The organism is Bombilactobacillus sp. ESL1202 (assembly GCF_058107125.1).
In genome coordinates this window covers 1,411,071-1,434,133 of record NZ_CM176590.1, presented here as the reverse complement: position 1 = coordinate 1,434,133, position 23,063 = coordinate 1,411,071, and the positions used below count along the sequence as shown (strand labels likewise).

General features: G+C 37.9%; 39 protein-coding genes. 2 read left to right on the top strand and 37 right to left on the bottom strand.

All coding sequences use genetic code 11. The features are described from left to right. Window positions 1–78 precede the first annotated feature (78 nt). The 33 genes from truA to rpsJ form a co-directional block, all read right to left on the bottom strand. On the bottom strand, window positions 79–825 hold the full coding sequence (truA, locus tag AC3B7A_RS06390; protein WP_489755296.1) for a tRNA pseudouridine(38-40) synthase TruA: 747 nt from the start codon (window positions 823–825) through the stop codon (window positions 79–81). Next, window positions 826–1,623: an energy-coupling factor transporter transmembrane component T family protein gene (locus AC3B7A_RS06385; protein ID WP_489755295.1), complete on the bottom strand. Its 798-nt coding sequence runs from the start codon at window positions 1,621–1,623 to the stop codon at window positions 826–828. After that, window positions 1,616–2,479 carry an energy-coupling factor transporter ATPase gene (locus AC3B7A_RS06380; protein WP_489755294.1) on the bottom strand — a complete coding sequence of 288 codons (864 nt, stop codon included), beginning with the start codon at window positions 2,477–2,479 and terminating at the stop codon, window positions 1,616–1,618. Before AC3B7A_RS06380 ends, AC3B7A_RS06385 begins: the two co-directional genes overlap by 8 nt. Continuing rightward, window positions 2,455–3,291 carry an energy-coupling factor ABC transporter ATP-binding protein gene (locus tag AC3B7A_RS06375; protein WP_489755293.1) on the bottom strand — a complete coding sequence of 279 codons (837 nt, stop codon included), beginning with the start codon at window positions 3,289–3,291 and terminating at the stop codon, window positions 2,455–2,457. Before AC3B7A_RS06375 ends, AC3B7A_RS06380 begins: the two co-directional genes overlap by 25 nt. A gap of 185 nt (window positions 3,292–3,476) precedes the next feature. Next, on the bottom strand, window positions 3,477–3,857 hold the full coding sequence (gene rplQ, locus AC3B7A_RS06370; protein ID WP_489755292.1) for a 50S ribosomal protein L17: 381 nt from the start codon (window positions 3,855–3,857) through the stop codon (window positions 3,477–3,479). 19 nt (window positions 3,858–3,876) lie between these two features. Next, window positions 3,877–4,812, bottom strand: a complete 936-nt coding sequence (locus AC3B7A_RS06365; protein WP_489755291.1) for a DNA-directed RNA polymerase subunit alpha — start codon at window positions 4,810–4,812, stop codon at window positions 3,877–3,879. Between the two features lie 69 nt (window positions 4,813–4,881). Next, on the bottom strand, window positions 4,882–5,277 hold the full coding sequence (rpsK, locus tag AC3B7A_RS06360; RefSeq protein ID WP_489755290.1) for a 30S ribosomal protein S11: 396 nt from the start codon (window positions 5,275–5,277) through the stop codon (window positions 4,882–4,884). A gap of 18 nt (window positions 5,278–5,295) precedes the next feature. Continuing rightward, window positions 5,296–5,664: a 30S ribosomal protein S13 gene (gene rpsM / locus AC3B7A_RS06355; RefSeq protein WP_489755289.1), complete on the bottom strand. Its 369-nt coding sequence runs from the start codon at window positions 5,662–5,664 to the stop codon at window positions 5,296–5,298. Window positions 5,665–5,679: 15 nt separating this feature from the next. Next, window positions 5,680–5,796 (bottom strand): 50S ribosomal protein L36, encoded by a 117-nt coding sequence (gene rpmJ, locus AC3B7A_RS06350; protein ID WP_045922249.1) that lies wholly within the window; start codon window positions 5,794–5,796, stop codon window positions 5,680–5,682. Window positions 5,797–5,845: 49 nt separating this feature from the next. Further along, entirely contained in the window at window positions 5,846–6,064 is a 219-nt protein-coding gene (gene infA / locus AC3B7A_RS06345) for a translation initiation factor IF-1 (protein WP_489755288.1), read from the bottom strand. 107 nt (window positions 6,065–6,171) lie between these two features. Further along, window positions 6,172–6,828 carry an adenylate kinase gene (locus AC3B7A_RS06340; RefSeq protein ID WP_489755287.1) on the bottom strand — a complete coding sequence of 219 codons (657 nt, stop codon included), beginning with the start codon at window positions 6,826–6,828 and terminating at the stop codon, window positions 6,172–6,174. A 19-nt stretch (window positions 6,829–6,847) separates the two neighbouring features. Beyond that, on the bottom strand, window positions 6,848–8,152 hold the full coding sequence (gene secY, locus AC3B7A_RS06335; RefSeq protein ID WP_489755286.1) for a preprotein translocase subunit SecY: 1,305 nt from the start codon (window positions 8,150–8,152) through the stop codon (window positions 6,848–6,850). Then, entirely contained in the window at window positions 8,152–8,592 is a 441-nt protein-coding gene (gene rplO / locus AC3B7A_RS06330) for a 50S ribosomal protein L15 (protein WP_489755285.1), read from the bottom strand. Before rplO ends, secY begins: the two co-directional genes overlap by 1 nt. A 28-nt stretch (window positions 8,593–8,620) precedes the next feature. Next, complete coding sequence (gene rpmD / locus AC3B7A_RS06325; RefSeq protein WP_489755284.1) at window positions 8,621–8,803, bottom strand: 50S ribosomal protein L30; 183 nt, start codon at window positions 8,801–8,803, stop codon at window positions 8,621–8,623. Window positions 8,804–8,814: 11 nt separating this feature from the next. After that, a complete protein-coding gene (gene rpsE / locus AC3B7A_RS06320; protein WP_489755283.1) occupies window positions 8,815–9,315 on the bottom strand; it encodes a 30S ribosomal protein S5 in 501 nt (166 codons plus the stop codon). Between the two features lie 18 nt (window positions 9,316–9,333). Further along, the gene (gene rplR, locus AC3B7A_RS06315) at window positions 9,334–9,699 is read right to left on the bottom strand and encodes a 50S ribosomal protein L18 (RefSeq protein ID WP_489755282.1); all 366 of its coding nucleotides are present in this window, start codon (window positions 9,697–9,699) and stop codon (window positions 9,334–9,336) included. A gap of 30 nt (window positions 9,700–9,729) precedes the next feature. Then, entirely contained in the window at window positions 9,730–10,266 is a 537-nt protein-coding gene (rplF, locus tag AC3B7A_RS06310; protein ID WP_489755281.1) for a 50S ribosomal protein L6, read from the bottom strand. Between the two features lie 28 nt (window positions 10,267–10,294). Continuing rightward, entirely contained in the window at window positions 10,295–10,693 is a 399-nt protein-coding gene (gene rpsH / locus AC3B7A_RS06305) for a 30S ribosomal protein S8 (RefSeq protein ID WP_489755280.1), read from the bottom strand. Window positions 10,694–10,718: 25 nt separating this feature from the next. Beyond that, window positions 10,719–10,904: a type Z 30S ribosomal protein S14 gene (locus AC3B7A_RS06300; RefSeq protein ID WP_489755279.1), complete on the bottom strand. Its 186-nt coding sequence runs from the start codon at window positions 10,902–10,904 to the stop codon at window positions 10,719–10,721. A gap of 20 nt (window positions 10,905–10,924) precedes the next feature. Beyond that, window positions 10,925–11,467, bottom strand: a complete 543-nt coding sequence (rplE, locus tag AC3B7A_RS06295) for a 50S ribosomal protein L5 (protein ID WP_489755278.1) — start codon at window positions 11,465–11,467, stop codon at window positions 10,925–10,927. Between the two features lie 25 nt (window positions 11,468–11,492). Then, complete coding sequence (gene rplX, locus AC3B7A_RS06290) at window positions 11,493–11,756, bottom strand: 50S ribosomal protein L24 (RefSeq protein WP_489755277.1); 264 nt, start codon at window positions 11,754–11,756, stop codon at window positions 11,493–11,495. 31 nt (window positions 11,757–11,787) lie between these two features. Beyond that, entirely contained in the window at window positions 11,788–12,156 is a 369-nt protein-coding gene (rplN, locus tag AC3B7A_RS06285) for a 50S ribosomal protein L14 (protein WP_489755276.1), read from the bottom strand. A gap of 36 nt (window positions 12,157–12,192) precedes the next feature. After that, window positions 12,193–12,468, bottom strand: coding sequence for a 30S ribosomal protein S17 (gene rpsQ, locus AC3B7A_RS06280; RefSeq protein ID WP_489755275.1), 276 nt, complete (start codon window positions 12,466–12,468; stop codon window positions 12,193–12,195). Between the two features lie 15 nt (window positions 12,469–12,483). Beyond that, a complete protein-coding gene (gene rpmC / locus AC3B7A_RS06275) occupies window positions 12,484–12,681 on the bottom strand; it encodes a 50S ribosomal protein L29 (RefSeq protein ID WP_249514631.1) in 198 nt (65 codons plus the stop codon). Beyond that, the gene (gene rplP / locus AC3B7A_RS06270; protein ID WP_489755274.1) at window positions 12,671–13,105 is read right to left on the bottom strand and encodes a 50S ribosomal protein L16; all 435 of its coding nucleotides are present in this window, start codon (window positions 13,103–13,105) and stop codon (window positions 12,671–12,673) included. The genes rpmC and rplP overlap by 11 nt, the downstream gene beginning before the upstream one ends. A gap of 3 nt (window positions 13,106–13,108) precedes the next feature. Further along, window positions 13,109–13,792 carry a 30S ribosomal protein S3 gene (gene rpsC / locus AC3B7A_RS06265; protein WP_489755273.1) on the bottom strand — a complete coding sequence of 228 codons (684 nt, stop codon included), beginning with the start codon at window positions 13,790–13,792 and terminating at the stop codon, window positions 13,109–13,111. 20 nt (window positions 13,793–13,812) lie between these two features. Continuing rightward, entirely contained in the window at window positions 13,813–14,166 is a 354-nt protein-coding gene (gene rplV, locus AC3B7A_RS06260) for a 50S ribosomal protein L22 (RefSeq protein WP_489755272.1), read from the bottom strand. Between the two features lie 17 nt (window positions 14,167–14,183). Continuing rightward, window positions 14,184–14,462 (bottom strand): 30S ribosomal protein S19, encoded by a 279-nt coding sequence (rpsS, locus tag AC3B7A_RS06255; RefSeq protein WP_489755271.1) that lies wholly within the window; start codon window positions 14,460–14,462, stop codon window positions 14,184–14,186. 38 nt (window positions 14,463–14,500) lie between these two features. Beyond that, the gene (rplB, locus tag AC3B7A_RS06250) at window positions 14,501–15,340 is read right to left on the bottom strand and encodes a 50S ribosomal protein L2 (protein ID WP_489755270.1); all 840 of its coding nucleotides are present in this window, start codon (window positions 15,338–15,340) and stop codon (window positions 14,501–14,503) included. 17 nt (window positions 15,341–15,357) lie between these two features. After that, entirely contained in the window at window positions 15,358–15,645 is a 288-nt protein-coding gene (rplW, locus tag AC3B7A_RS06245; protein ID WP_489755269.1) for a 50S ribosomal protein L23, read from the bottom strand. Then, on the bottom strand, window positions 15,645–16,268 hold the full coding sequence (gene rplD, locus AC3B7A_RS06240) for a 50S ribosomal protein L4 (protein WP_489755268.1): 624 nt from the start codon (window positions 16,266–16,268) through the stop codon (window positions 15,645–15,647). Before rplD ends, rplW begins: the two co-directional genes overlap by 1 nt. 28 nt (window positions 16,269–16,296) lie before the next feature. Beyond that, complete coding sequence (rplC, locus tag AC3B7A_RS06235) at window positions 16,297–16,986, bottom strand: 50S ribosomal protein L3 (protein WP_489755267.1); 690 nt, start codon at window positions 16,984–16,986, stop codon at window positions 16,297–16,299. A 37-nt stretch (window positions 16,987–17,023) separates the two neighbouring features. Further along, the gene (gene rpsJ / locus AC3B7A_RS06230) at window positions 17,024–17,332 is read right to left on the bottom strand and encodes a 30S ribosomal protein S10 (RefSeq protein WP_489755266.1); all 309 of its coding nucleotides are present in this window, start codon (window positions 17,330–17,332) and stop codon (window positions 17,024–17,026) included. Window positions 17,333–17,603: 271 nt separating this feature from the next. On the opposite strand from rpsJ, the gene AC3B7A_RS06225 reads away from it, so the two are divergent. Further along, window positions 17,604–18,155, top strand: a complete 552-nt coding sequence (locus AC3B7A_RS06225; RefSeq protein ID WP_489755265.1) for a cysteine hydrolase family protein — start codon at window positions 17,604–17,606, stop codon at window positions 18,153–18,155. 337 nt (window positions 18,156–18,492) lie between these two features. Here AC3B7A_RS06225 and fusA read toward each other — a convergent pair whose 3' ends face one another. The 3 genes from fusA to rpsL are packed head-to-tail and all read right to left on the bottom strand — an operon-like array spanning window position 18,493 to window position 21,545. Continuing rightward, on the bottom strand, window positions 18,493–20,586 hold the full coding sequence (fusA, locus tag AC3B7A_RS06220) for an elongation factor G (protein ID WP_489755264.1): 2,094 nt from the start codon (window positions 20,584–20,586) through the stop codon (window positions 18,493–18,495). Between the two features lie 35 nt (window positions 20,587–20,621). Next, window positions 20,622–21,092, bottom strand: coding sequence for a 30S ribosomal protein S7 (gene rpsG / locus AC3B7A_RS06215; protein WP_489755263.1), 471 nt, complete (start codon window positions 21,090–21,092; stop codon window positions 20,622–20,624). A gap of 39 nt (window positions 21,093–21,131) precedes the next feature. Next, the gene (gene rpsL / locus AC3B7A_RS06210; protein WP_489755262.1) at window positions 21,132–21,545 is read right to left on the bottom strand and encodes a 30S ribosomal protein S12; all 414 of its coding nucleotides are present in this window, start codon (window positions 21,543–21,545) and stop codon (window positions 21,132–21,134) included. Window positions 21,546–21,764: 219 nt separating this feature from the next. Between rpsL and AC3B7A_RS06205 the strand changes: the two genes are divergently transcribed. Beyond that, the gene (locus tag AC3B7A_RS06205; RefSeq protein WP_489755261.1) at window positions 21,765–22,442 is read left to right on the top strand and encodes a prepilin peptidase; all 678 of its coding nucleotides are present in this window, start codon (window positions 21,765–21,767) and stop codon (window positions 22,440–22,442) included. On the opposite strand, the gene msrA is transcribed toward AC3B7A_RS06205, so the two are convergent. Further along, window positions 22,434–22,952: a peptide-methionine (S)-S-oxide reductase MsrA gene (msrA, locus tag AC3B7A_RS06200; RefSeq protein WP_489755260.1), complete on the bottom strand. Its 519-nt coding sequence runs from the start codon at window positions 22,950–22,952 to the stop codon at window positions 22,434–22,436. The genes AC3B7A_RS06205 and msrA overlap by 9 nt on opposite strands. Window positions 22,953–23,063: the final 111 nt, after the last annotated feature.

Genomic DNA, 23,063 nt, shown 5'->3' with positions numbered 1-23,063 from the left:
CCGGGGCTCATCGTGGGGTAAACAATACCATTTATCAGTATAGCTTCTAATTTTGATTAAGTCAATGCTAACACAAAGTTAATCGTAATAGACTTGCTTTAAATATAAACCGCTGGCGGGAGCCGTTACCCGAGCTTGCTGGCGATCTTGAACCTCATATAAACGTAAAAAGTCGTGAACTGCACGGCGACCATTACCAATTTCTAGTAATGTTGCAACCATAATACGCACCATATTATATAAAAAGCCATTACCGTGAAAACGAAAAATCAATTGCTGCGGATAAAAACTCAAGTCTAAATCAGCTTGATAAATTTCCCGGACTTTATTTTTAATTACACCGCCACTGGCTTCAAAACTCGCAAAGTTATGCACGCCCACCACATCTTTTAACGCCAAAGCAATTTTATCTGTCTCCAATGGATATGGGTAATGACCGGTATATAATCTTAAAAACGGATCCGTATAACGCCCTAGTGCGACTCGATATTCATAAATTTTACTAACAGTATCAAAACGGGCATTGAAGTTTGCCGGCATAATCGCTGCATTTTGAAACAAAATATCTAATGGCATTAAGCTATTTAAGGCTTTAACCATTTTATCAGTCGGAATATTTCCCGGGTAATTAAAAGAAATAACTTGTCCTAAAGCATGGACACCAGCATCTGTTCGGCCCGAACCAGTTACTTCAACTGCTGTCCCCTTAGTCATCTTTTGCAGTGCTTGTTCAATTGTTCCTTGGATGGTTGCTAAGTGGGGCTGTTTTTGAAATCCATGGTAATTTGTACCATCATAAGCCACCGTCATTTTGTAAACCGTCATTTAATAACTCCGCAAAATTAGTAATAAAACTGTCAAAAGGCCAAATGTTGCCAACATCAGCGTATCAATTCTTTGCCAATGCAGTTGTCGATATTTGCTGCGCCCTTCACTGCCTTGATACCCCCGCGACTCCATAGCAATGGAAAGATCATAAGCAATATTAAAACTGCTAACAAATAAAGGAATTAAAATGGGTACAATAGCTTTAACTTGTTTAACAAGATTACCTTCACCAAAATCAACACCACGGGCTCGTTGCGCGTTCATAATTTTCGTTGTTTCATCAGACAATAAGGGAATAAACTGTAAAGCAATTGACAACATTAAGGCCACTTCATCAACCGGAAAATGTACATAACGTAAGGGTTTGAGTAAAGCCTCAATGGCATCAGACATTTGCAAAGGGGTCGTAGTAATAGTTAACAAAGTAGAAATAAAAATAATTAAAATAAAGCGTAAAAAAATATAAGCACCGTTAGTGAGGCTGAGCGTTGACAAGGTTAAAAAGCCCCAGCGCCAAAAAGGATGCCCCCCTGGCGTTAAAAAAACTTGAAGCGCTACTGTAAATAAGATCAAAATAATCATTGGCCGAATACCACGCAAAAAAAAGCCGAGAGAAACTTGTGATAAGTAAACAGCTCCAATGACAAAGGCCAATAACAAGGCGTACGTCCACCAATTATTGGCTAAAAAAACAATTAAAACAAACAAAAAAGTGGCGATAAATTTAGCACGTGGATCCAAACGATGAATGAAAGAATCGCCAGGTAAATAACGCCCAATTATAATTTTACCCATCTGTCTCTCCTTTTAATTGCGGAATTAACTGCTTAACTAAAGCTGGCGGAGTAATTGGCAACTGAGCAAATTCAAATCCTTTTTGTCTCAACATTTGCGCAAATTTAGCACTTTCTGGTTGTAACAAATGATGTTCTTTTAAAAAGGTTTGATCGCTAAAAATAGCTTGGGGACTGTCATCACGAACTAAACGTGCCTGATCCATGACCAAAACCTTATCACTGTATAAAGCTACATCTTCCATCTGATGAGAAATTAAGATGATCGTCGTTCCTTGTTGATTCAATTTAGCAAATAAACCCATTAACTCTTGATGACCTTGGGGATCCAAGCCAGCGGTTGGTTCATCTAAAATCAAAACTTGTGGTTTCGAAGCTAAAACGCCAGCAATCGCCACTCGGCGCATTTGTCCTCCTGATAAATCAAACGGTGATTTATCAGCTAAAGTCGGTGGTAAGCCCACTAAATCTAACATTTCTAATGCCAATTGCTCAGCTTGCTCTTTAGAAACCCCAAAATTTTGGGGACCAAAACTAATATCTTCTTGAATCGTTTCCGCAAATAATTGCTGTTCTGGAAATTGAAAAACCATCCCCACTTCTTGCCGCAAGGACTTCAAATGTTTATTTTTAGTTGCGGCAGTAATCTGATGATCACCAATCTGTATATGACCACTGGTTGGTTTCAATAAAGCATTCATATGTTGTACCAATGTCGATTTACCACTGCCAGTTTGCCCAATAATCGAAGTAAAACTCCCATCAGCAATTTGAAAACTAACATCTTTTAAACCAGTATAAGCTAAAGGGCCATCTGCTTGATAAGTATGTGTTACCTGTTCAAATGTAATTGCCATAATTTTTCGACCAATTCCTGCTCTGTAAAATACTGACTGTCAATTGCAATCTGTTGCTGCTGTAATTGTAACTGTAATTGTTGCGTAAACGGTGGCTGTAAGCCAAAACTGGTTAACTCTTGTGGTTTTGCAAAAATACTTGCCACCGTGCCAGTTTTTAAAACAGTTCCGTTTTTTAAAACTACTATTTCATCAGCTTGAACGATTTCACTTAAATCATGCGTAATTGATAAAACCGTCATGCCTAATTCAGCTTGTAAACTCTTAATCAGGTTAAGAATATCCTGCCGTCCTTGGGGATCCAGCATACTAGTAGCTTCATCCATGACAATAATTTGTGGTTTTAACGCAATAATTCCCGCAATAGCGACGCGTTGTTTTTGACCACCAGACAATAATTGTGGCGCTTTTTTAGCATAAGCGCTCATCTTGACTTTTTGCAAGGCCCACTGTACCCGCGTAACCATCTGTTCGCGCGGCATACCTTGATTTTCTAGGCCAAAAGCCACATCATCTTCAACTGTCGCCCCCACGAATTGATGATCCGGATTTTGAAAAACAATTCTTAACTTACTGCGAATATCCCACACAGTTTGCTCAGATAATTTTTGACCGTCAATAATAACCTGCCCACTTTGCGGTTGTAATAACCCATTCAAAATTCGCGCCAAGGTACTTTTACCACTACCGTTACGCCCAATAATTGCTACCCAATTGTGAGCTGGGATAGTTAAATCAACGTGGTTCAACGCTGGAGTTGTGGCTTCTTCATAAGTATATGTGACATGGTCTAATTGAATAATATTTTCCATCCAGTCACCTCGTTATCGTCTTTATCAAATATCATACCATACCCCAACCAGATTTTAACCACAAAAAAATCATTCCCGAAAAGTAGCGCAAAAGCATTAGAGCTAGACTTAGCTTTCACCATCATCGTTACGCTCACTACTAATCGAAAGAATGATCATTTAAATAGCTATTTAAAAAACCTAAATTAAACTAATTCAATAATTGCCATTGGTGCTGCATCACCACGACGAGGGGCTGTCTTTAAAATTCTTGTATAGCCACCTTGACGCTCTTGATAACGAGGTGCAATATCACTAAACAATTTTTGCAAAGTTGATTGAATAACAACTGCGTCATCTTCTTCAGTAATACTTGCGACCTCATTACGTAGATACTTAGCAGCTAAACGACGGGAATGCAAATCGCCACGTTTAGCTAACGTAATCATCTTTTCAGCAATTTTTCTGATTTCTTTGGCACGAGCTTCAGTTGTCACAATTTGTTCATTGATAAATAAATCTGTTGTCAAATCGCGTAACATTGCTTTACGTTTATCTGATGCACGACCTAATTTACGATAACTCATCTGTTTACCTCCTTTTTACCTAATCATCCATTCGTAAAGATAAACCTAGGTTCGCTAATTTTTCTTTAACTTCTTCTAGCGACTTACGTCCCAAATTACGAACTTTCATCATATCTGATTCGGACTTATCGGTTAATTCTTGAACTGTATTAATTCCCGCACGTTTCAAACAATTATAAGAACGTACAGACAAATCCAGCTCTTCAATGGTCATTTCCAGTTTCTTCTCTTTACGAGTTTCTTCCTTTTCAACCATCATTTCAGCATCTTTAGCTTCGTCAGTTAATTCAACAAAAACGCTCAAGTGTTCTGTCAAAACTTTAGCAGCTAAGCTAATGGATTCCCGCGGACCAATTGAACCATTAGTCCAAACATCCAAAGTTAATTTATCAAAATCATTTCTTTTACCAACACGGGTATGTTCAACTTGATAATTAACCCGAGAAACAGGGGTAAAAATTGAATCCACAGGTAAAACGCCAATTGGTGTTTCATCAGTTTTATTTTGATCAGCAGGAATATAACCCCGACCAGTCTTCACAGTCAGTTGCATATGCAATTGGCCACCTTCAGCTACCGTACAAATATATTGATCTGGATCCAAAATTTCTAGATCGGCATCTGTTTCAATATCTGCGGCAGTAACCTTTTTAGGACCTTCTACATTGATTTCAACTTTTTTCTCGTCAGTGTTTAACTTCAAAGATAATTTTTTAATGTTCAAAACGATCTCTGTTACATCTTCCAAAACACCATCAATCGTTGAAAATTCATGTAAAACACCGTCAATTTGAATATCAGAAACGGCTGTCCCTGGTAAAGAAGATAATAAAACCCGGCGTAAAGAATTACCTAAAGTAGTTCCATAACCACGTTCCAATGGTTCAATTACATACTTACCGTAATTATCTGTCTCATCAATTTTTGTGATAACAGGTTTTTCAAATTCAATCATTATTTACGTTTTGCCCCTTTCACAACACTGTTTAACAACAAAAGTTTAACACTAATGCTTGGGTCAAAACTAGACACGACGCCGCTTTGGTGGACGTGAGCCGTTATGTGGAACTGGTGTTACGTCACGAATTGCAGTTACTTCTAAACCAGTAGTTTGCAATGAACGAATAGCAGCTTCACGACCAGAACCAGGACCTTTAACAGCTACTTCTACAGATTTCATACCATGTTCCATTGATTCTTTAGCAGCAGCTTCACCAGCCATTTGTGCGGCAAAAGGTGTAGACTTACGGCTACCCTTAAAACCCAACGCACCTGCAGAAGACCAAGAAACAGCATTACCATGAGTATCAGTAATCATTACGATCGTATTATTGAAAGTTGAATGAATATGAGCAACGCCAGATTCAATATTTTTCTTTACACGACGCTTACGTGATGTCTTTGCTTTTTTGTTTGCCATTAATCAGTAACCTCCTTTTTAAATAGTTTTCTTGCCAGCAATTGCCATCTTCTTACCTTTACGTGTCCGAGCATTATTCTTCGTATTTTGTCCCCGAACTGGTAAACCACGACGATGACGCATGCCACGATAGGAACCAATTTCTTGTAGACGTTTAATGTTCATGCTGACTTCACGACGTAAGTCACCTTCAACTTTAATGCCATCCACTTGTGCACGGATTTTTTCCTCTTGTTCAGGAGTCAAATCACGTGTTCTGATATCTTCAGAAACACCGGCAGCAGCCAACACCTTTTGAGCGGTAGTATTACCGATTCCATAGATGTAGGTTAATGCGACAACAATCCGTTTATCACGTGGTAAGTCAATACCTGCAATACGTGCCATGTTGTAACCTCCTTTTTAACCTTGTCTTTGCTTATGCTTAGGGTCAGCAGAACAAATAATCATAACGCGACCCTTACGCTTAATAACTTTACAATGTTCACACATTGGTTTCACTGATGGTCTAACTTTCATAAACTAAATCCTCCCATCTGAAATGACGGACAACTTTGACTAACACTATTTACCGGAAACGATAGGTAATACGTCCCTTAGTTAAATCATAAGGTGAAAGTTCAACCGTAACTTTATCACCCGGCAAAATCCGAATATAGTGCATCCGAATTTTACCAGAAACATGTGCCAAAATAGTGGCTCCATTTTCCAATTTAACTTTGAACATTGCATTTGGCAAAGTATCGGAAATAGTTCCTTCAACTTCGATTACATCATCTTTAGCCAAAAAAGTATCCTCCTCGTTTCTTTTAAACACAAAAATAGTGAGAGCTTGGCACTCACTAGACGATACACGCGCTTAGTGTACCATATAAATGAAGTGATTGCCACCAATTAATTAATCTGTTTTAAAACTTGATCAATTTCCGCAAAAACTTGATCAATTTCTTGTGCACCATTAACTTTATATAAAATACCAGCTTTTTGGTAATAATCAATTAATGGTGTATTCATTTTGACGTTAACGTCCAAACGATTTTTGACAGTTTCAGGTTTATCATCATCACGTTGGTAGAAATCATGACCGCCACAACGGTCACAAATTCCTTGAACCTTCGTCGGGTTATAAAGCTTATGGTAAGTTGCTCCACAATCCCGGCAAATAAACCGTCCAGATAAACGATCAACTAATAAATCAGTTGAAACATCAATATCAATTACTGCATCTAAGCGAAGTTTAATATCAGCATTAATTTGATCTAAAGCCTTAGCTTGATCAAGATTACGCGGAAAGCCGTCTAACATATAGCCGGCTTGAAAAACATCGCTTTGTGCTAATCGCTCTTTAACAATTTCATTAGTCACACTATCAGGAACCAAATTGCCACTATCCATGTAGGATTTGGCTTTTAGCCCAACAGGCGTTTGTTGAGCCATTGCTTCCCGAAACATATCACCAGTTGAAATATGAATCACATGATATTTATCAACAATTTTTTCAGCTTGTGTGCCCTTACCAGCACCAGGCAAACCCATGAGCATCAAATTCATTTAAACTTCCTCCAAGTTTTTAACGAATAAAACCAACATATTCACGCTTCATTAATAATCCTTCTAGTTGCCGATTTGCTTCAATCGCTACCCCAACAACAATTAACAAACTCGTACCACCTAAACCAATTGATTGAGGTAAGCCAAAGAGGTTAGTTGCTAGTTGTGGAATTAAAGCAATCAAGCCCAAAAAGATCGAGCCAACGGTTGATAACCGCATTAATAAACCAGAAATATATTTAATAGTAGCATTTCCCGGCCAAATGCCAGGAATATAAGCCCCTTGTTTTTGAAGGTTTTCAGCTAATTTTTCAGGATTGACCTGAACAAAAGCGTAGAAGAAAGTAAATAGAACAATTAAAACTGTATAAACAATCGAGCCAGTTGTTGTCTGTAAACTAAAAATGTTTTGTAATACTTGATACCAAGTATCACCACCATGTGAATTTTGAAAAGCCATTAAAATCGTTGACGGTGTAACAATTAATGAGCTAGCAAAAATAACTGGAATAACTCCCGCAACGTTAACTTTTAATGGTAAATAACTTTCGGAACCACCGCTAATTGCCCGCCGTGTATATTGAATGGGAACTTTACGATTGGCTTGTTGAACGTAGGTGGTAAATTGCGTTACTAGTAATACTGCAACTAAAATCAAAACTAAGAATAAAATATTTAACCAAAGGTCAGAGCCTGTAGAACTAATAATTTTTTCTTTGATCAATTGATAAGTGCCATGTGGTAAACGTGCTACAATTCCGGCAAAGATAATCATCGAAACACCATTGCCGATTCCCTTGTCAGTAATTTGTTCACCCATCCAAGTCAGCAACATAGAACCACCAGTCATCACAATTCCCAAAACTACAAAAGTTTGCCAATCAGGTTTTGGTACCAGTTTTAAGCCCTTCATTGAGCTTAATGCATTAAAACCAGCTGTAATGCCGACTGATTGAACAAAAGCTAAAACAATAGTCAAATAACGCGTAATTTGGTTTAACTTTCGTCGACCAACTTCACCCTGTTTACTCCATTCTACAAACTTAGGAACAATATCCATTTGTAATAATTGAATAACAATTTGGGCAGTGATATATGGTGAAACACCTAATGAAAAGATTGAATAATTAGATAATCCACCACCACTAACAGTATCTAACAAAGGAATCAGTCCTGAAGAACCAAATTTCTCCATCGCTGCAACGTTAATACCCGGAACTGTAATCTGTGCTCCTAAACGATACACTGCCAAAATAAACAGTGTGAAAAAAATCTTCTTGCGAATCTCTTTAACTTTAAGAGCATTTTTCAATGTTCCTAGCATTAAATCACCTCGATTGAGCCACCTGCTGCTTCAACTGCTTTTTGAGCAGCTTTAGATACTTTGTTAACTTTAATAGTTAATTTCTTAGTTAATTCGCCATCAGCTAACAATTTAACGCCAGCTAATTCTTTCTTAACAAGACCGGCCTTCTTCAAGGCATCAATATCAACTGTACTTCCAGCGCGGAATTGATTCAATTGATCTAAATTAACAACCGCATATTCTTTACGGTTAACATTACTAAAACCACGTTTAGGCATCCGCCGGAATAAAGGCATTTGACCACCTTCAAAACCTAGACGAGTTTTTCCACCGCTACGTGCTAATTGACCTTTTTGTCCACGACCAGAAGTTTTTCCAAAACCAGAAGACGTTCCACGACCAACACGTTTACGTGCTTGACGTGAACCTGCACTCGTTTGTATTTCATGTAACTTCACGATTATGACACCTCCTTCAATTTAAGCTTTAAGCTTCTTCAACATCAACTAAATGAGCAATCTTTAAAACTGCACCCCGAATTGCAGCATTATCAGGTTTTACAACTGAACTGTTAAGGCGACCAAGGCCCAATTCTTTAACAACTTTACGTTGTTCTGGGATTCGGTGTGCCACACTGCGTTTTAAAGTGATTTTAATTTTATTCGCCATTGTGTGCTCTCCTATCCTTGTAAGTCTTCAGTTGAAACTCCACGCAAATTAGCAACTTCTTGCGCAGTCTTCAACTTTCTTAGGGCATCCATTGTTGCACGAATCATATTGATTGGTGTGTTACGGCCCAAGGATTTGCTGGTAATATCATCAATTCCAGCTAATTCCATAACGGCACGAACAGAACCACCAGCGGCAATTCCAGAACCAGCAACAGCTGGTTTCAAAAGTACACGACCAGCACCAAACTGACCAATAATTTCGTGAGGAATCGTTGTTCCAACCTTTGGTACTTCAACCAAATTTTTACGTGCATCATCAACAGCCTTGCGAATAGCTTCTGGAACTTCTTGAGCTTTACCAGTACCTAGACCAACATGACCATTTTTGTCGCCAACAACAACAATCGCTGCGAAACGTAAGCGACGACCACCTTTAACAACTTTAGTAATCCGATTGATGGAAACCAAACGATCTTCTAATTCTAATTGAGATGGGTCAACAAAAGCCATAAATTTTATTCCTCCTTTCTAAAATTTCAAACCATTTTCACGTGCAGCTTCGGCTAAAGCTTGAACTCGACCTTGGTATAAGTAACCGCCACGATCAAAAACAACATTTTCTTTGCCGGCTTTTAAAGCACGTTCAGCAACTAATTTACCAACAGCACTTGCTTGTTCAGTTTTATTAGCAGCTGCTACTTCAGAGTCTAAAGTTGAGGCACTTGCTAGCGTTACACCCGCTACGTCATCAATTAATTGAGCGTAGATGTTTTTGTTGGAACGAAAAACGTTTAAGCGTGGGCGCTCAGCAGTACCAGAGATTTTAGCACGAACTCGACGATGGCGTTTAGCGCGAGTCTTGTTTTTATCTGGTTTAGTAATCACAATTTTCACCTCATAAAATATTAAGAATAAACTGGTCGATTATTTACCAGTCTTACCTTCTTTACGACGAATATGTTCATCAACATATTTAATACCCTTACCCTTATAAGGTTCTGGTGGACGAACATCACGAATTTCAGCCGCAAATTGACCAACTTTTTGTTTACTAATGCCACTAACATTAATTTGTGTGTTTGAAGGAACATCAATACTTAATCCTTCAGGTGTTGTCATGTCAACGGGGTTAGAGTAACCAACGTTTAACACTAAGTTATTTCCCTTCTTTTGGGCCCGATAACCAACACCAACTAATTCCAAGTTCTTTTGGAAGCCTTCGGTAACACCGATTACCATGTTATTAACATTAGCTCTCGTTGTACCATGAATGGCTTTGTCATTTTCATTATGACGTTCAAATTTTAATTGATTGTCTGTTTGTGTAATTGAAATCTTAGGACTAACATTACGGGTTAATTCACCTTTGGGTCCCTTAACAGTAACAGTATTTTGATCATTGTCAATTTTAACTGTTACGCCTTCTGGAAGATCAATTACTTTATTTCCAATACGACTCACGCTAAGCGCACCTCCTTGTTATTGATTTTTACCAAACGTAGGCAATAACTTCGCCACCGATGTCTTTAGCCCGAGCTTCTTTATCAGTAATAACTCCTTCAGATGTTGAAAGAATAGCTATTCCTAATCCATTAAGAACCTTGGGAACGGCATCAGCCTTAACGTAACTACGCAAACCTGGCTTAGAAATTTTCTTCAAACCAGTAATGACGCGTTCATTGTCTTTACTATATTTCAAGTAAACCTTGATAATACCTTGTTTATGATCATCAATCACTTCGTAATCGCGAATGAAACCTTCACGTTTAAGGATCTCAGAAATACTTTTCTTCATATTAGAAGCAGGTACTTCTACTGAAGCATGACGAACCATGTTCGCATTACGAATCCGTGTTAAGTAATCCGCAATTGGATCTGTCATAGACATGTGCTGACCTCCTAAGTTTTATTTTTTACCAACTAGCCTTACGCATACCAGGAATTTGTCCATCATGAGCTAATTCACGAAGGCAAATACGGCAGAGCTTGAATTTACGATATACAGAATGTGGACGACCACAGCGTTCGCACCGTGTATAAGCTTGTGATGAAAACTTTGCAGGACGATGATTCCGAACAATTTGTGACTTCTTAGCCAATAGTTTGACCTCCTAATTTACTACTTTGCAAATGGCATTCCAATTTGCGTTAACAATTCTTTAGCTTCTTCATCGAATTGAGCAGTTGTAACAATGACAACATCTAATCCCCGAACTTTGCTAACCTTGTCGTAATCAATTTCTGGGAAAATTAATTGTTCTTTAATACCTAAAGTATAGTTACCACGACCATCAAAAGAACGACCGTTGATTCCGTGAAAATCACGAACACGAGGCAATGAAATATTGATTAACTTATCTAAAAAGTCATACATTCTTTCACCACGTAAAGTAACTTTAGCACCAATTGCCATACCTTCACGTAAACGAAAGCCAGCAATGGATTTCTTAGCTTTAGTAATTAAAGGCTTTTGTCCAGAAATTAAGCTTAATTCTTCAACTGCATTATCCAAGTTCTTAGAATTGGCAACTGCGTCACCAACACCCATGTTTAAGACAATCTTATCAATCTTTGGTACCTGCATTACTGAGGTATAATCAAATTTCTTAACTAAACTTGGGACAATTTCTTCAACATATTTTGTATGCAAAGCATTTTCCATCTTAGACAAAATCCTCCTTCCTTAATTATTTATCTTTCTTTTCATCGGACTTTTTAGCAGGCTCTTTAGCTGCAGTCACGACTTTAACATTTGATGCATCAAGCGGAGCTTCAACGTCTTTGATTCCACCGTTAGGTTCTGTTTGAGATGGTTTTTGATGTTTTTTCACCATATTAACACCCTTAACAGTTACCTTGTTGGCTTTAGGAAAAGCTTTAATGACTGTTCCAGTCTTACCTTTATCTTTTCCTGCAATGACTTTAACATTATCGCCGGTTTTTACAAACACTGGTCGAGCACCTCCTTATGAATTCCAGATTTTACAAAACTTCGGGAGCTAATGAAACGATCTTCATAAAGTTGTTATCACGTAATTCACGTGCAACTGGTCCAAAGATACGAGTTCCCTTCGGTGTCTTATCAGCATTAATAATAACAGCAGCATTTTCATCAAAACTGATATAAGAACCATCAGGACGGTGAGAGCTAGAAACTGTTCTCACAATAACAGCTTTAACAACGTCACCTTTTTTGACAACGCCACCTGGTGTTGCTTGTTTAACAGTTGCAACAATTACATCGCCAACTCCAGCAACTTTCCGGCCAGAGCCACCTAATACTTTAATAGTAAGCAATTCACGTGCACCAGAGTTATCAGCTACACGTAACCGCGTTTCTTGTTGAATCAAATTAGGATCCTCCTCTCATGAACTATAAAAAGCAAATTAAATTTTAACAGCCTTTTCAACAACATTTAGTAAACGGAAACGTTTCAACCGTGACAAGGGACGAGTCTCCATGATACGAACAATATCGCCAATTTTTGCTTCATTATTATCATCTTGGGCATAAAATTTCTTAGAATATCTAAACCGTTTGCCATATACTGGATGAGTCTTATAAGTTTCAACCACAACGGTAATAGTTTTATCCATTTTATCAGAAACCACGCGTCCTTGATAAACTTTACGATGGTTACGAGTTTTTTCTGTTTCGCTCATTAATTACACTCCCTCCTACTTGTCTTCTAATTCTTGTTGACGTAACACAGTTTTAATCCGTGCAATATTTTTACGCACTTGCTTTAAACGTGCTGTATTTTCTAATTGACCAGTTGCTTGTTGAAAATGCAAATTAAATAATTCTTCTTTATACTGCTTTTCTTTATCATGCATTTGCGCAGTGGTTAATTGTCTAATTTCACTAGTTTTCATCAGATTCGCCACCTACTTCCTCACGCTTAACAAACTTAGTTTTAATTGGGAGTTTGTTAGATGCAAGCCGCAAAGCTTCACGAGCAACTTCTTCGGAAACACCACCGATTTCAAACATGATTTTTTCACGTTTTACAACTGCTACCCAGCCAGCAGGTGCACCTTTACCAGATCCCATCCGGACACCGACACCTTTTGCAGTGTAAGATTTATGAGGGAAGATCTTAATCCAAACTTTACCGCCACGTTTCATGTAACGAGTCATTGCAATACGAGCAGCTTCAATTTGACGGTTAGTAATCCAGTAAGATTCTACAGCTTGTAAGCCATATTCACCAAAAGTCACTTCACGACCGCCTTTAGCAGCGCCACGCATTTTACCACGAAATTCACGACGGTGTTTTACACGCTTAGGTACTAACATCGATTAGTTTCCTCCTTTCGCTCCATTATGATTAGTGCGATTATTTGTTCTTGGCTTATCTGGTAAGATTTCACCACGATAGATCCAAGTTTTAACACCTAAATTACCATAGGTGGTTGATGCTTCAACCCAAGCATAATCAATATCAGCTCTTAATGTATGCAAAGGAACAGTTCCTTCTGTATGCCATTCAGTCCGTGACATATCAGCACCATTTAAACGACCAGAGATTTGAGTCTTAATACCCTTAGCTCCAGTACGACGAGTACGTTGAGTTGCTTGACGTTGTGCACGACGGAAAGCAATCCGCGCTTCCAATTGACGAGCAATGCTTTCGCCAACCAATTTAGCATCTAAATCAGGTTTTTTAATTTCAACGATATTAATGTGAATATTTTTGCCTGTTAAAGAATTTAATTCTTTACGAAGTTTTTCAACTTCTGATCCACCTTTACCAATAACCATACCAGGTTTAGCAGTGTGAATAGAAACATTAATTTTTTTAGCAGCACGTTCAATTTCAATACGTGAAACGGAAGCACTAGCTAATTTCTTTTCGATAAACTTACGAATCTTTAAATCTTCAAGCAAGTATTTAGAAAAGTCTTTTTTATCAGCATACCATCTTGAATCCCAGTCACGGATAACACCAACACGGAATCCAATTGGATTAATCTTTTGACCCACGTTTTTTCCTCCTTATTGGATTATTCGACTTCAGAAACTACAACCGTAACATGGCTTGTCCGCTTATTAATTGGAGATGCGGAACCCTTTGCCCGAGGACGGAAACGTTTCAAAGTTGGTCCTTCATTTACATAAGCTTCACTAACAACTAAATTTTGTGCATCTAAATCATAGTTGTGTTCAGCATTAGCAATCGCAGATTTTAAAACTTTAGCTACAACTGGTGAACCAGCACGTGGAGTAAATTGTAAAATTGCCAAAGCTTCAGCAGCACTTTTACCTTTAATTAAATCTACAACCAAACGCACTTTTCTTGGAGCGATGCGAACTGTTTTCGCGGTTGCTGTTGCAGTAGTAATTGATTCTTCTGCCATCGTATAACCTCTCCTTTCTATGCGCCAGTCTTCTTGTCATCTTTACTATGACCATGGAATGTCCGTGTTGGCACAAATTCGCCAAGCTTATGACCAACCATGTCTTCTGAAATATAAACTGGGACGTGCTTTCTTCCATTATAAACAGCGATCGTATAGCCTACAAAACTAGGAAAAATAGTGGAACGACGTGACCAAGTCTTAATAACAGACTTCTTTTCTTGATCTGCTTGAGCTTCAACTTTTTTTAATAAGTGAGCATCTGCAAATGGTCCTTTTTTCAAACTACGACTCATTAGACAACCTCCCTTAACGTTATCGTGATCAAACTATATTATTTTCTCTTATTCTTACGGTGACGAACAATGAATTTCTCAGATTGAGCACGTTTTGAACGTGTCTTTTTACCAAGAGTTTTCTTACCCCAAGGAGAAAGAGGAGATGGATGTCCAACGGGAGCTTTACCTTCACCACCACCATGAGGGTGATCGTTAGGGTTCATAACTGAACCACGAACTGTTGGGCGAATACCCATCCAACGCTTACGACCGGCTTTACCAAGATTAATCAATTCATGTTGTTCATTACCAACAGAACCAATGGTTGCACGACAAGCAGAAAGGATCATCCGAACTTCACCAGAAGCTAAACGAATCAATGTGTACTTACCATCACGACCTAAAACTTGTGCTGAAGTACCAGCAGAACGAACTAATTGTCCACCCTTACCAGGTTTTAATTCAATGTTATGAATGATTGTACCAACAGGGATGTTTGCCAATGGCAATGCGTTACCAACCTTGATATCAGCTTCTGAACCAGATTGTAACTTTTGACCAACTTCCAAACCTTTAGGAGCCAAAATATAAGCTTTAACACCATCATCATAATGAAGTAAAGCAATATTAGCTGAACGATTTGGATCATATTCGATAGCTTTAACCGTTGCTGTTACGTCGTCTTTAGTCCGCTTAAAATCAACAATACGATACTTTTGTTTATGACCACCGCCACGATGACGAACGGTAATTTGACCATATGAGTTACGACCAGCCGTATGACTTTGTGATTCTAATAAAGTCTTTTCTGGCTTCGTCTTCGTGATTTCAGCAAAATCAGAGCCAGTCATGTTCCGGCGACCATTAGTTGTCGGTTTGTATTTAATAATACCCATGCTCATTACCTCCTATTTTACTTGTTTTCAAAAATTTTAATTTCTTTAGAATCAGCAGTCAATTTAACAATTGCCTTGCGGCGACGATTAGTTTTACCAACGTAACGACCAACGCGTTTTTTCTTTGGCTTAACATTCATAATGTTAACTTGAGCAACTTTTACATCAAAGATTTCTTCAATGGCTTGGCGTACTTGAATTTTGTTAGCAGTAACTGCAACATCAAAGACGTACTTTTTGTCGTCCATATCAGCCATGGAAGATTCTGTAATTACAGGACGTAAGATGATATCTTGTGCTGCCATTATCCAAGTGCCTCCTCAATTGTTGATAATGCTGATTTAGTAATAACGATTTGATTGTTATTTAAAACATCCAAAACATTAATGCCATCAGCCTTAATTACTTTAACCTTGTCAATGTTACGTGCTGACAAAATCGCATTTTCGTTGTCTGCTTCAACAACAACTAAAGTCCGACCCTGAGCCTTTAATTGATTTAAGGTTTGCTTAAATTCTTTAGTACTTGGTTTAGCAAAGTTTAACGCATCAACAACGATCATTTCTTGATCTGCTACCTTTTGAGATAAAGCAGACTTAATTGCTAAACGAGCAACTTTACGTGGCAATTTATAAGCATAAGATCTTGGTGTTGGTCCAAAAACCACACCACCACCACGCCATTGTGGGGAACGAATTGAACCCTGACGAGCACGACCTGTACCTTTTTGACGCCAAGGTTTACGACCACCACCGCGAACTGCAGAACGATTCTTAACAGCGTGTGTACCTTGACGTAATGATGCTTGCTGCATGATAACAGCATCAGCTAAAACATGATTATTTGGTTCGATACCAAAAACTTCATCTTTGATATCAGTTGAACCATCTTTAGAACCTGTCTGTTTGAACACATCAATTTGTGTCATTAGTAGTTTTCCTCCTTTCCTATCTCACTTATTCTTCACTAGCAGTAGCTTTTTCATCAGCGATTAAAGCACCAATATTCTTTTGTCCTTTAATCCCTTTGATTGTTGATTGAATTTTAACTAATGATTTGTTAGCGCCAGGAACATTACCCTTAATCATTAATAAGTTATTTTCAGTATCAACTTTAGCAACAACTAAGTTTTGAGTTGTAACTTGATTGCCACCCATACGTCCAGGTAACATCTTGCCCTTAAAGACCCGATTAATAATGGAACCCATTGAACCAGGAATGCGATGATAGCGTGAACCGTGAGTTTCAGGCCCACGTGATTGACCAAAACGTTTAATATTACCTTGGAAACCATGTCCCTTGGTAATACCTGTAACATCAATCACATCGCCACTAGCAAATGTATCAACTTTAACTTCATCGCCAACTTTGTAATCATCCAAATTTACATCACGAAATTCGCGAGTATAATGCTTGGGAGTTGTGTTGGCTTTTTTAGCATGACCTTGTTGCGGTTTATTGCTTAAAATTTCACGCCGGTCTTCCAAGCCTAATTGAACAGCTTCATAACCATCGTTTTCATTGGTTTTTAGTTGCATAACAACATTCGGGGTTGCTTGAATAACTGTTACGGGAATTAATTCGCCTTTATCAGTAAAAAGCTGAGTCATTCCGACTTTTTTACCAAGAATTCCTTTTCTGGTCATGATTACACCTCCATTAATTGATTTAGTTTTTTAAAAATTATAATTTGATTTCGATATAAACACCACTTGGAAGATCAAGTTTCATTAAAGAATCAACGGTCTTCGGTGACGGATTAACAATATCAATTAAGCGCTTATGTGTACGCATTTCGAATTGTTCCCGTGAATCTTTAAACTTATGTGGTGAACGAATAACAGTATATACTGCACGTTCTGTTGGTAAAGGAATTGGACCAGAAATTTGTGCACCAGTTCTCTTTGCGGTTTCAACAATCTTATCAGCTGATTGATCGATAATCCGATGTTCATAAGCTTTAAGACGAATACGAATCTTTTGACTTGCCATGGATTTCCCTCCTTTTTGTATCTTTCAAGACACCGGCTCCGTGAAAATTACCGATTGCCCTGCCGTGGCAAAGCGTCCGGGCGTGTCGCAACCTCTCACATCAATGCCGTAGCAACTAATTCAAATTCAGAGCATAATACACCCTTGATTTTGAATTAGCACTCTTATTATATTACACTGATAACTCTGATATTTCAAGGTATTTGTTTAATTTTTTAGTCGGTTTTAGTACCAATATGCTAAGATTAATTTAAAAAAGGAAGCGAAGCAAATGAGTAATGAAGCTTTATTAATTATTGATTATACAAACGATTTTGTTGCAGAAAAAGGAGCACTGACTGCTGGTCAACCAGCTCAACAATTGGAAGACAGAATTGTTCAGTTAGCACAACAATTTTTGACAGAAGACAATTGGGTTATTTTACCAACTGATTTACATCAAAAAGACGATCCGTATCATCCAGAAACAAAACTTTTTCCACCACATAATCTAGCCAATACTTGGGGTCGCGAATTTTATGGTCAACTGCAGACTTGGTACGATAAAAATCAGAATAATCCTTTGGTTTATAATTTTGCTAAAAATCGTTATTCTGCGTTTGCTAATACTAATCTAGACAATTTTTTACGCGAGCGCCAGATTAATACCCTTCACTTAACGGGGGTTTGTACCGATATTTGTGTCTTGCATACCGCAATTGATGCTTATAACCGTGACTATCAATTAATAATTCATCAAGATGGTGTTGCTACTTTTAATCCACAAGGTCAAACTTGGGCTTTGGATCATTTTAGAAATAGTTTAGGAGCAACAATCATCTAGCTTCTGGTTAGATTCCAAATAAAAAAGTCTAATGAGTGCAGTTGACTGCTAAATCTCATTAGATTTTTTGTTGTTCGATCAAAAAATAAAGCTGGGGCAAAAGTCTTTGTCTAGTTTTTGTAATACAAACTATAGTGACGAATTTATCTTACCAAGACTTGTTCCAAACCCATAATTTGATTACTTTTGTATAATGCTTGGTTTTTTAGTCCTAGCTTAAATCCTAACAAATTTAAGTTTAGAAGCAGTTCAACGAGTCCTTAAAAGAACGCATTTCCTTGCTTATTTCCAATAAAAATGCTCGTATTTAAATTAAATACGAACATTTTTCTTTATATTAACCAGCGTTACCGCCGTTTTTCTTAATAATTTCTGCTTGAATACTCTTTGGTGTTTTTTCATAATGATCAAAGGTCATTGTAAATGTACCACGACCTTGCGTTGCAGAACGCAAAGTAGTTGCATAACCAAACATTTCAGATAATGGAACAAAAGCATTAATCAATTGTGCATTACCACGTTCTTCCATACCTTCAATCCGACCACGACGAGCTGTAACTTGACCCATAACATCACCTAAGTAATCTTCTGGAGTTACAATTTCAACTTTCATGATTGGCTCTAAGATTACAGCACCGGCATTCTTAACCGCATTATGCAAAGCCATTGAAGCAGCAACTTTAAAGGCTGCTTCGGAAGAATCGACTTCATGGTAAGATCCATCATATAACTTAGCTTTAATATCAATTAAAGGATAACCAGCCAAGACACCATTAGCCATTGAATCTTTCAAACCATCTTCAACTGATGGAATATATTCTCGTGGAACAACCCCACCAACAATGGCATCTTCAAATTCAAAGCCTTTGCCTTCTTCATTCGGTGTAAATTCAATCCAAACATCACCATATTGACCTTTACCACCAGACTGACGAACAAACTTACCTTCAGCAGAAGCTTGTTTAGTAAAGGTTTCACGGTAAGCAACCTGTGGTTCACCAACTTGAGCATCAACTTTAAATTCACGCCGCATCCGGTCAACCATGATATCCAAATGCAATTCACCCATACCAGCAATTAAAGTTTCACCAGTCTCTGGATTAGTTTCAGCCCGGAAAGTAGGGTCTTCTTCAGCTAACTTTTGAATTGCGATGTCTAATTTGTCACGATCTTCCTTTGATTTTGGTTCAATCGAAACTTGAATCACAGGATCAGGGATTTCCATTGATTCCAAAATTAATGGATGATCAGGATCAGTTAAAGAGTCACCAGTTGTAGTATTCTTTAAACCAATAGCTGCAGCAATGTCACCGGAAAACACTTCTGGAATTTCCATACGGTGGTTAGAGTGCATTTGTAATAAACGACCAACACGTTCACGTTTATCTTTGGTTGCATTCAAAACATAAGAACCAGCTTCCAATGTTCCAGTATAAACCCGTAAGTAAGTCAAACGACCAACAAATGGATCAGTAGCAATTTTGAAAGCTAAACCAGCAAATGGTTTGGAATCATCAGCAATTAATTCAACGTCTTCACCAGAATCTGGATCCTTAGCATTATAAGGACGAACATCTAATGGTGAAGGTAAATAATCAACCACGGCATCCATTAACATTTGAACACCCTTGTTCTTGAAGGCTGAACCAGCTAAAACAGGGAATAATTCTAACTTAATGGTAGCTGTCCGAATAGCTTGACGAATTTCATCGTTACTAATTTCTGCTCCATCCAAATATTTTTCCATAATAGCATCATCAACATCGGCCAAATCTTCAATCATTTGAGCCCGCCGTTTTTCTGCTTCTTCTTTATATTCATCAGGAACATCGACAGTATCCCATTTTGAGCCTAACTCATCTTCATCATAAAGATCAGCTTTCATTTCAATTAAGTCAATCACACCTTCAAACGCATCTTCAGCACCAATTGGCATTTGAATAGCTAATGGTTTAGCGTCTAAACGGTCTTTAATAGTTTGAACAGAATAGTCAAAGTCAGCGCCTAACTTATCCATTTTGTTAACGAAAACTATCCGTGGAACACTATATGTTGTGGCCTGACGCCAAACATTTTCAGTTTGTGGTTCAACACCTGATTGACCATCCAAGACAGTAATTGCCCCATCTAAAACCCGCAAAGAACGTTCAACTTCAATTGTGAAGTCCACGTGTCCTGGGGTGTCAATGATGTTAATTCGATGGTCTTTCCATTGAGCAGTAGTCGCAGCAGAAGTAATAGTGATACCACGTTCTTGCTCTTGTTCCATCCAATCCATTTGGGAAGCACCATCATGTGTTTCACCAATTTTATGAATCTTACCAGTATAATAAAGAATCCGTTCTGTTGTTGTTGTTTTACCGGCATCGATATGTGCCATGATTCCGATATTACGTGTTTTTTCTAACGGAAATTCACGTTTATTAGCCATCTAACTAATACTCCTCTCGATAAATCGGTCTTAAATTACCAACGATAATGTGCAAAAGCTCGGTTAGCATCAGCCATTTTATGAGTATCTTCACGTCTTTTAACCGCAGCACCAGTATTGTTAGCAGCATCCATAATTTCTTGAGCTAACCGTTCATCCATTGTATGTTCGCCACGTAAACGTGCATAGCTAACAATCCAACGTAAGCCTAAAGTAGTCCGACGTTCTGGACGTACTTCAATTGGAACTTGGTAGTTAGAACCACCAATTCGACGAGCCTTAACTTCTAACACAGGCATCACATTTTTCATGGCTTCGTTAAAAACTTCTACCGGATCATTACCAGTCTTATCTTTGATGATATCAAAAGCATCATATAAAATAGTTGAAGCTTTACCTCTTTTACCATCAACCATTAAATGATTAATTAAACGAGTTACAAGCTTTGAGTTATAAATTGGATCGGGCAAAACGTCACGTTTTGCGACTGTACCTTTTCTTGGCATTGGAAGTCCTCCTACATATCTATCTTAAAGTTTTAGTAATTATTTCTTAGGTTTCTTAGCACCGTACTTGGAACGACCTTGCATCCGGCCATCAACACCAGCAGTATCTAGGGCACCACGAACAATATGGTAACGAACACCAGGTAAATCCTTAACACGACCACCACGAATTAAAACAACACTATGTTCTTGTAAATTGTGACCAATTCCAGGAATATAGGCAGTTACTTCGATTAAGTTAGATAAACGAACACGAGCATATTTACGTAACGCGGAGTTTGGTTTCTTTGGTGTCATGGTACCAACACGAGTAGCAACCCCTCTTTTTTGTGGAGCAGGATTATCAGTAGCGATTTTCTTCATACTGTTATAGCCGAAGTTCAAAGCTGGGGAATCAGACTTTGAAGTTCTTGATTTACGACCTTTACGTACCAATTGATTAATTGTTGGCATTAAAAGTTCCTCCTTGTTTTTTAAGCACACACATCCAGGTGGTTCTTTTTTTACTAAATAAAAATACCACTGATGTGGTTTAGTTTACTAAGCTAATTACGGCACACTAATACCTCTAAAAAGCACAACTATCATGTTAGCATCGAATAAATTAAGTGTCAAGTTACATTAATACGAAAAATTCACCCCATTCCACGTAATTAAGTTTGAGGTGAAAATATGATTATATTTCAAATATGCTTGAGTATCTGTTTAGCATCGTTTTGCGGTTTAGTCGCTTTAAGACTTCCATTTGGTTATTCAATCATTCGTGGACGTTCACGCTGTGATCTTTGTTCACACCCTTTAAAATGGTATCAGGAAATTCCCATCATTAGCTATTTAACTCTACATGGTCGTTGTGCCTACTGTCATCGGCGCATTTATCCGGGAATCTTCTGGATTGAAGTCTTAGGTTTATTAATTGGTCTAGAAGCTTGCTATCAAAAAAATGTTAATCCTTACTTGCTTATTGTAGTTGGTTTGACCATTGCTTTAGGTTCCTTGACCGACTACGTTTTCTTAAGCATTTGGCCCGTAACTTTAATTCCGGCTTACTTACTTTGCTTAATATTCAACTTTCCCAGTGTTCAAAAATTTTTATGGATTTTACTATTTGGCATCATCATTATGAGCTTTTATTTCTGTTTTCGACCACAGTTTGGTTTGGGTGATTGTGAAATTCTAATTTTAATCAGTCTCTTAGTGCCAAGCTATATGCTTTTACAAATAATTTTAATTGCTTCTGGTCTCACGCTAATCGGTTTTGCTGTTTTATATCAAAAGTATCATCACCGCGTTATTTTACCATTTGTTCCTTTTATTTTATTAGCAATCCTCATTCGCTTTTTATTTTGACCAATGTTTCTTGAGAAATTTTTCGCGACCACCAGCTTCTTCAATTTGGTAACGAAACGGATTTTTCTTATAGAATTCTTGATGATAATCTTCAGCAGGATAAAAAGGCTGCACGGGTTCAATTTTTGTCACAATTGGTTGATCAAAACGATCACTTTGTTCTAGTTCACGTTTTGATTTTTCAGCAATTGCCTTTTGTTGCTCATTTTTCACAAAAATCACTGGACGATAGCTATCACCACGATCCTGAAATTGTCCCATTGCATCAGTTGGATCAGTCTGTTGCCAGTAAATATCCACTAATGCTTGATAGGAAATAACCTCGGGGTCAAAAACAATTTTAACTGCTTCTGTATGCCCAGTTTGATGACTAGCTACTTGCTCATAAGTTGGATTAGCAACATGACCACCAGTATAACCAGAAATTACTTTTTTAATTCCGGGCATTGTATCGAACGGCTTAACCATACACCAAAAACAACCACCGGCAAATATTGCTGTTTCTTCCATAAAACTTGCCTCCTACCTTTATCTTTTTTCTAGCATAGCACGCCTGAATTTTAAATTCGAATAATTAAATTATGTGAGTTGCAATTGCATAATTTAAAAGTTATAATTCGT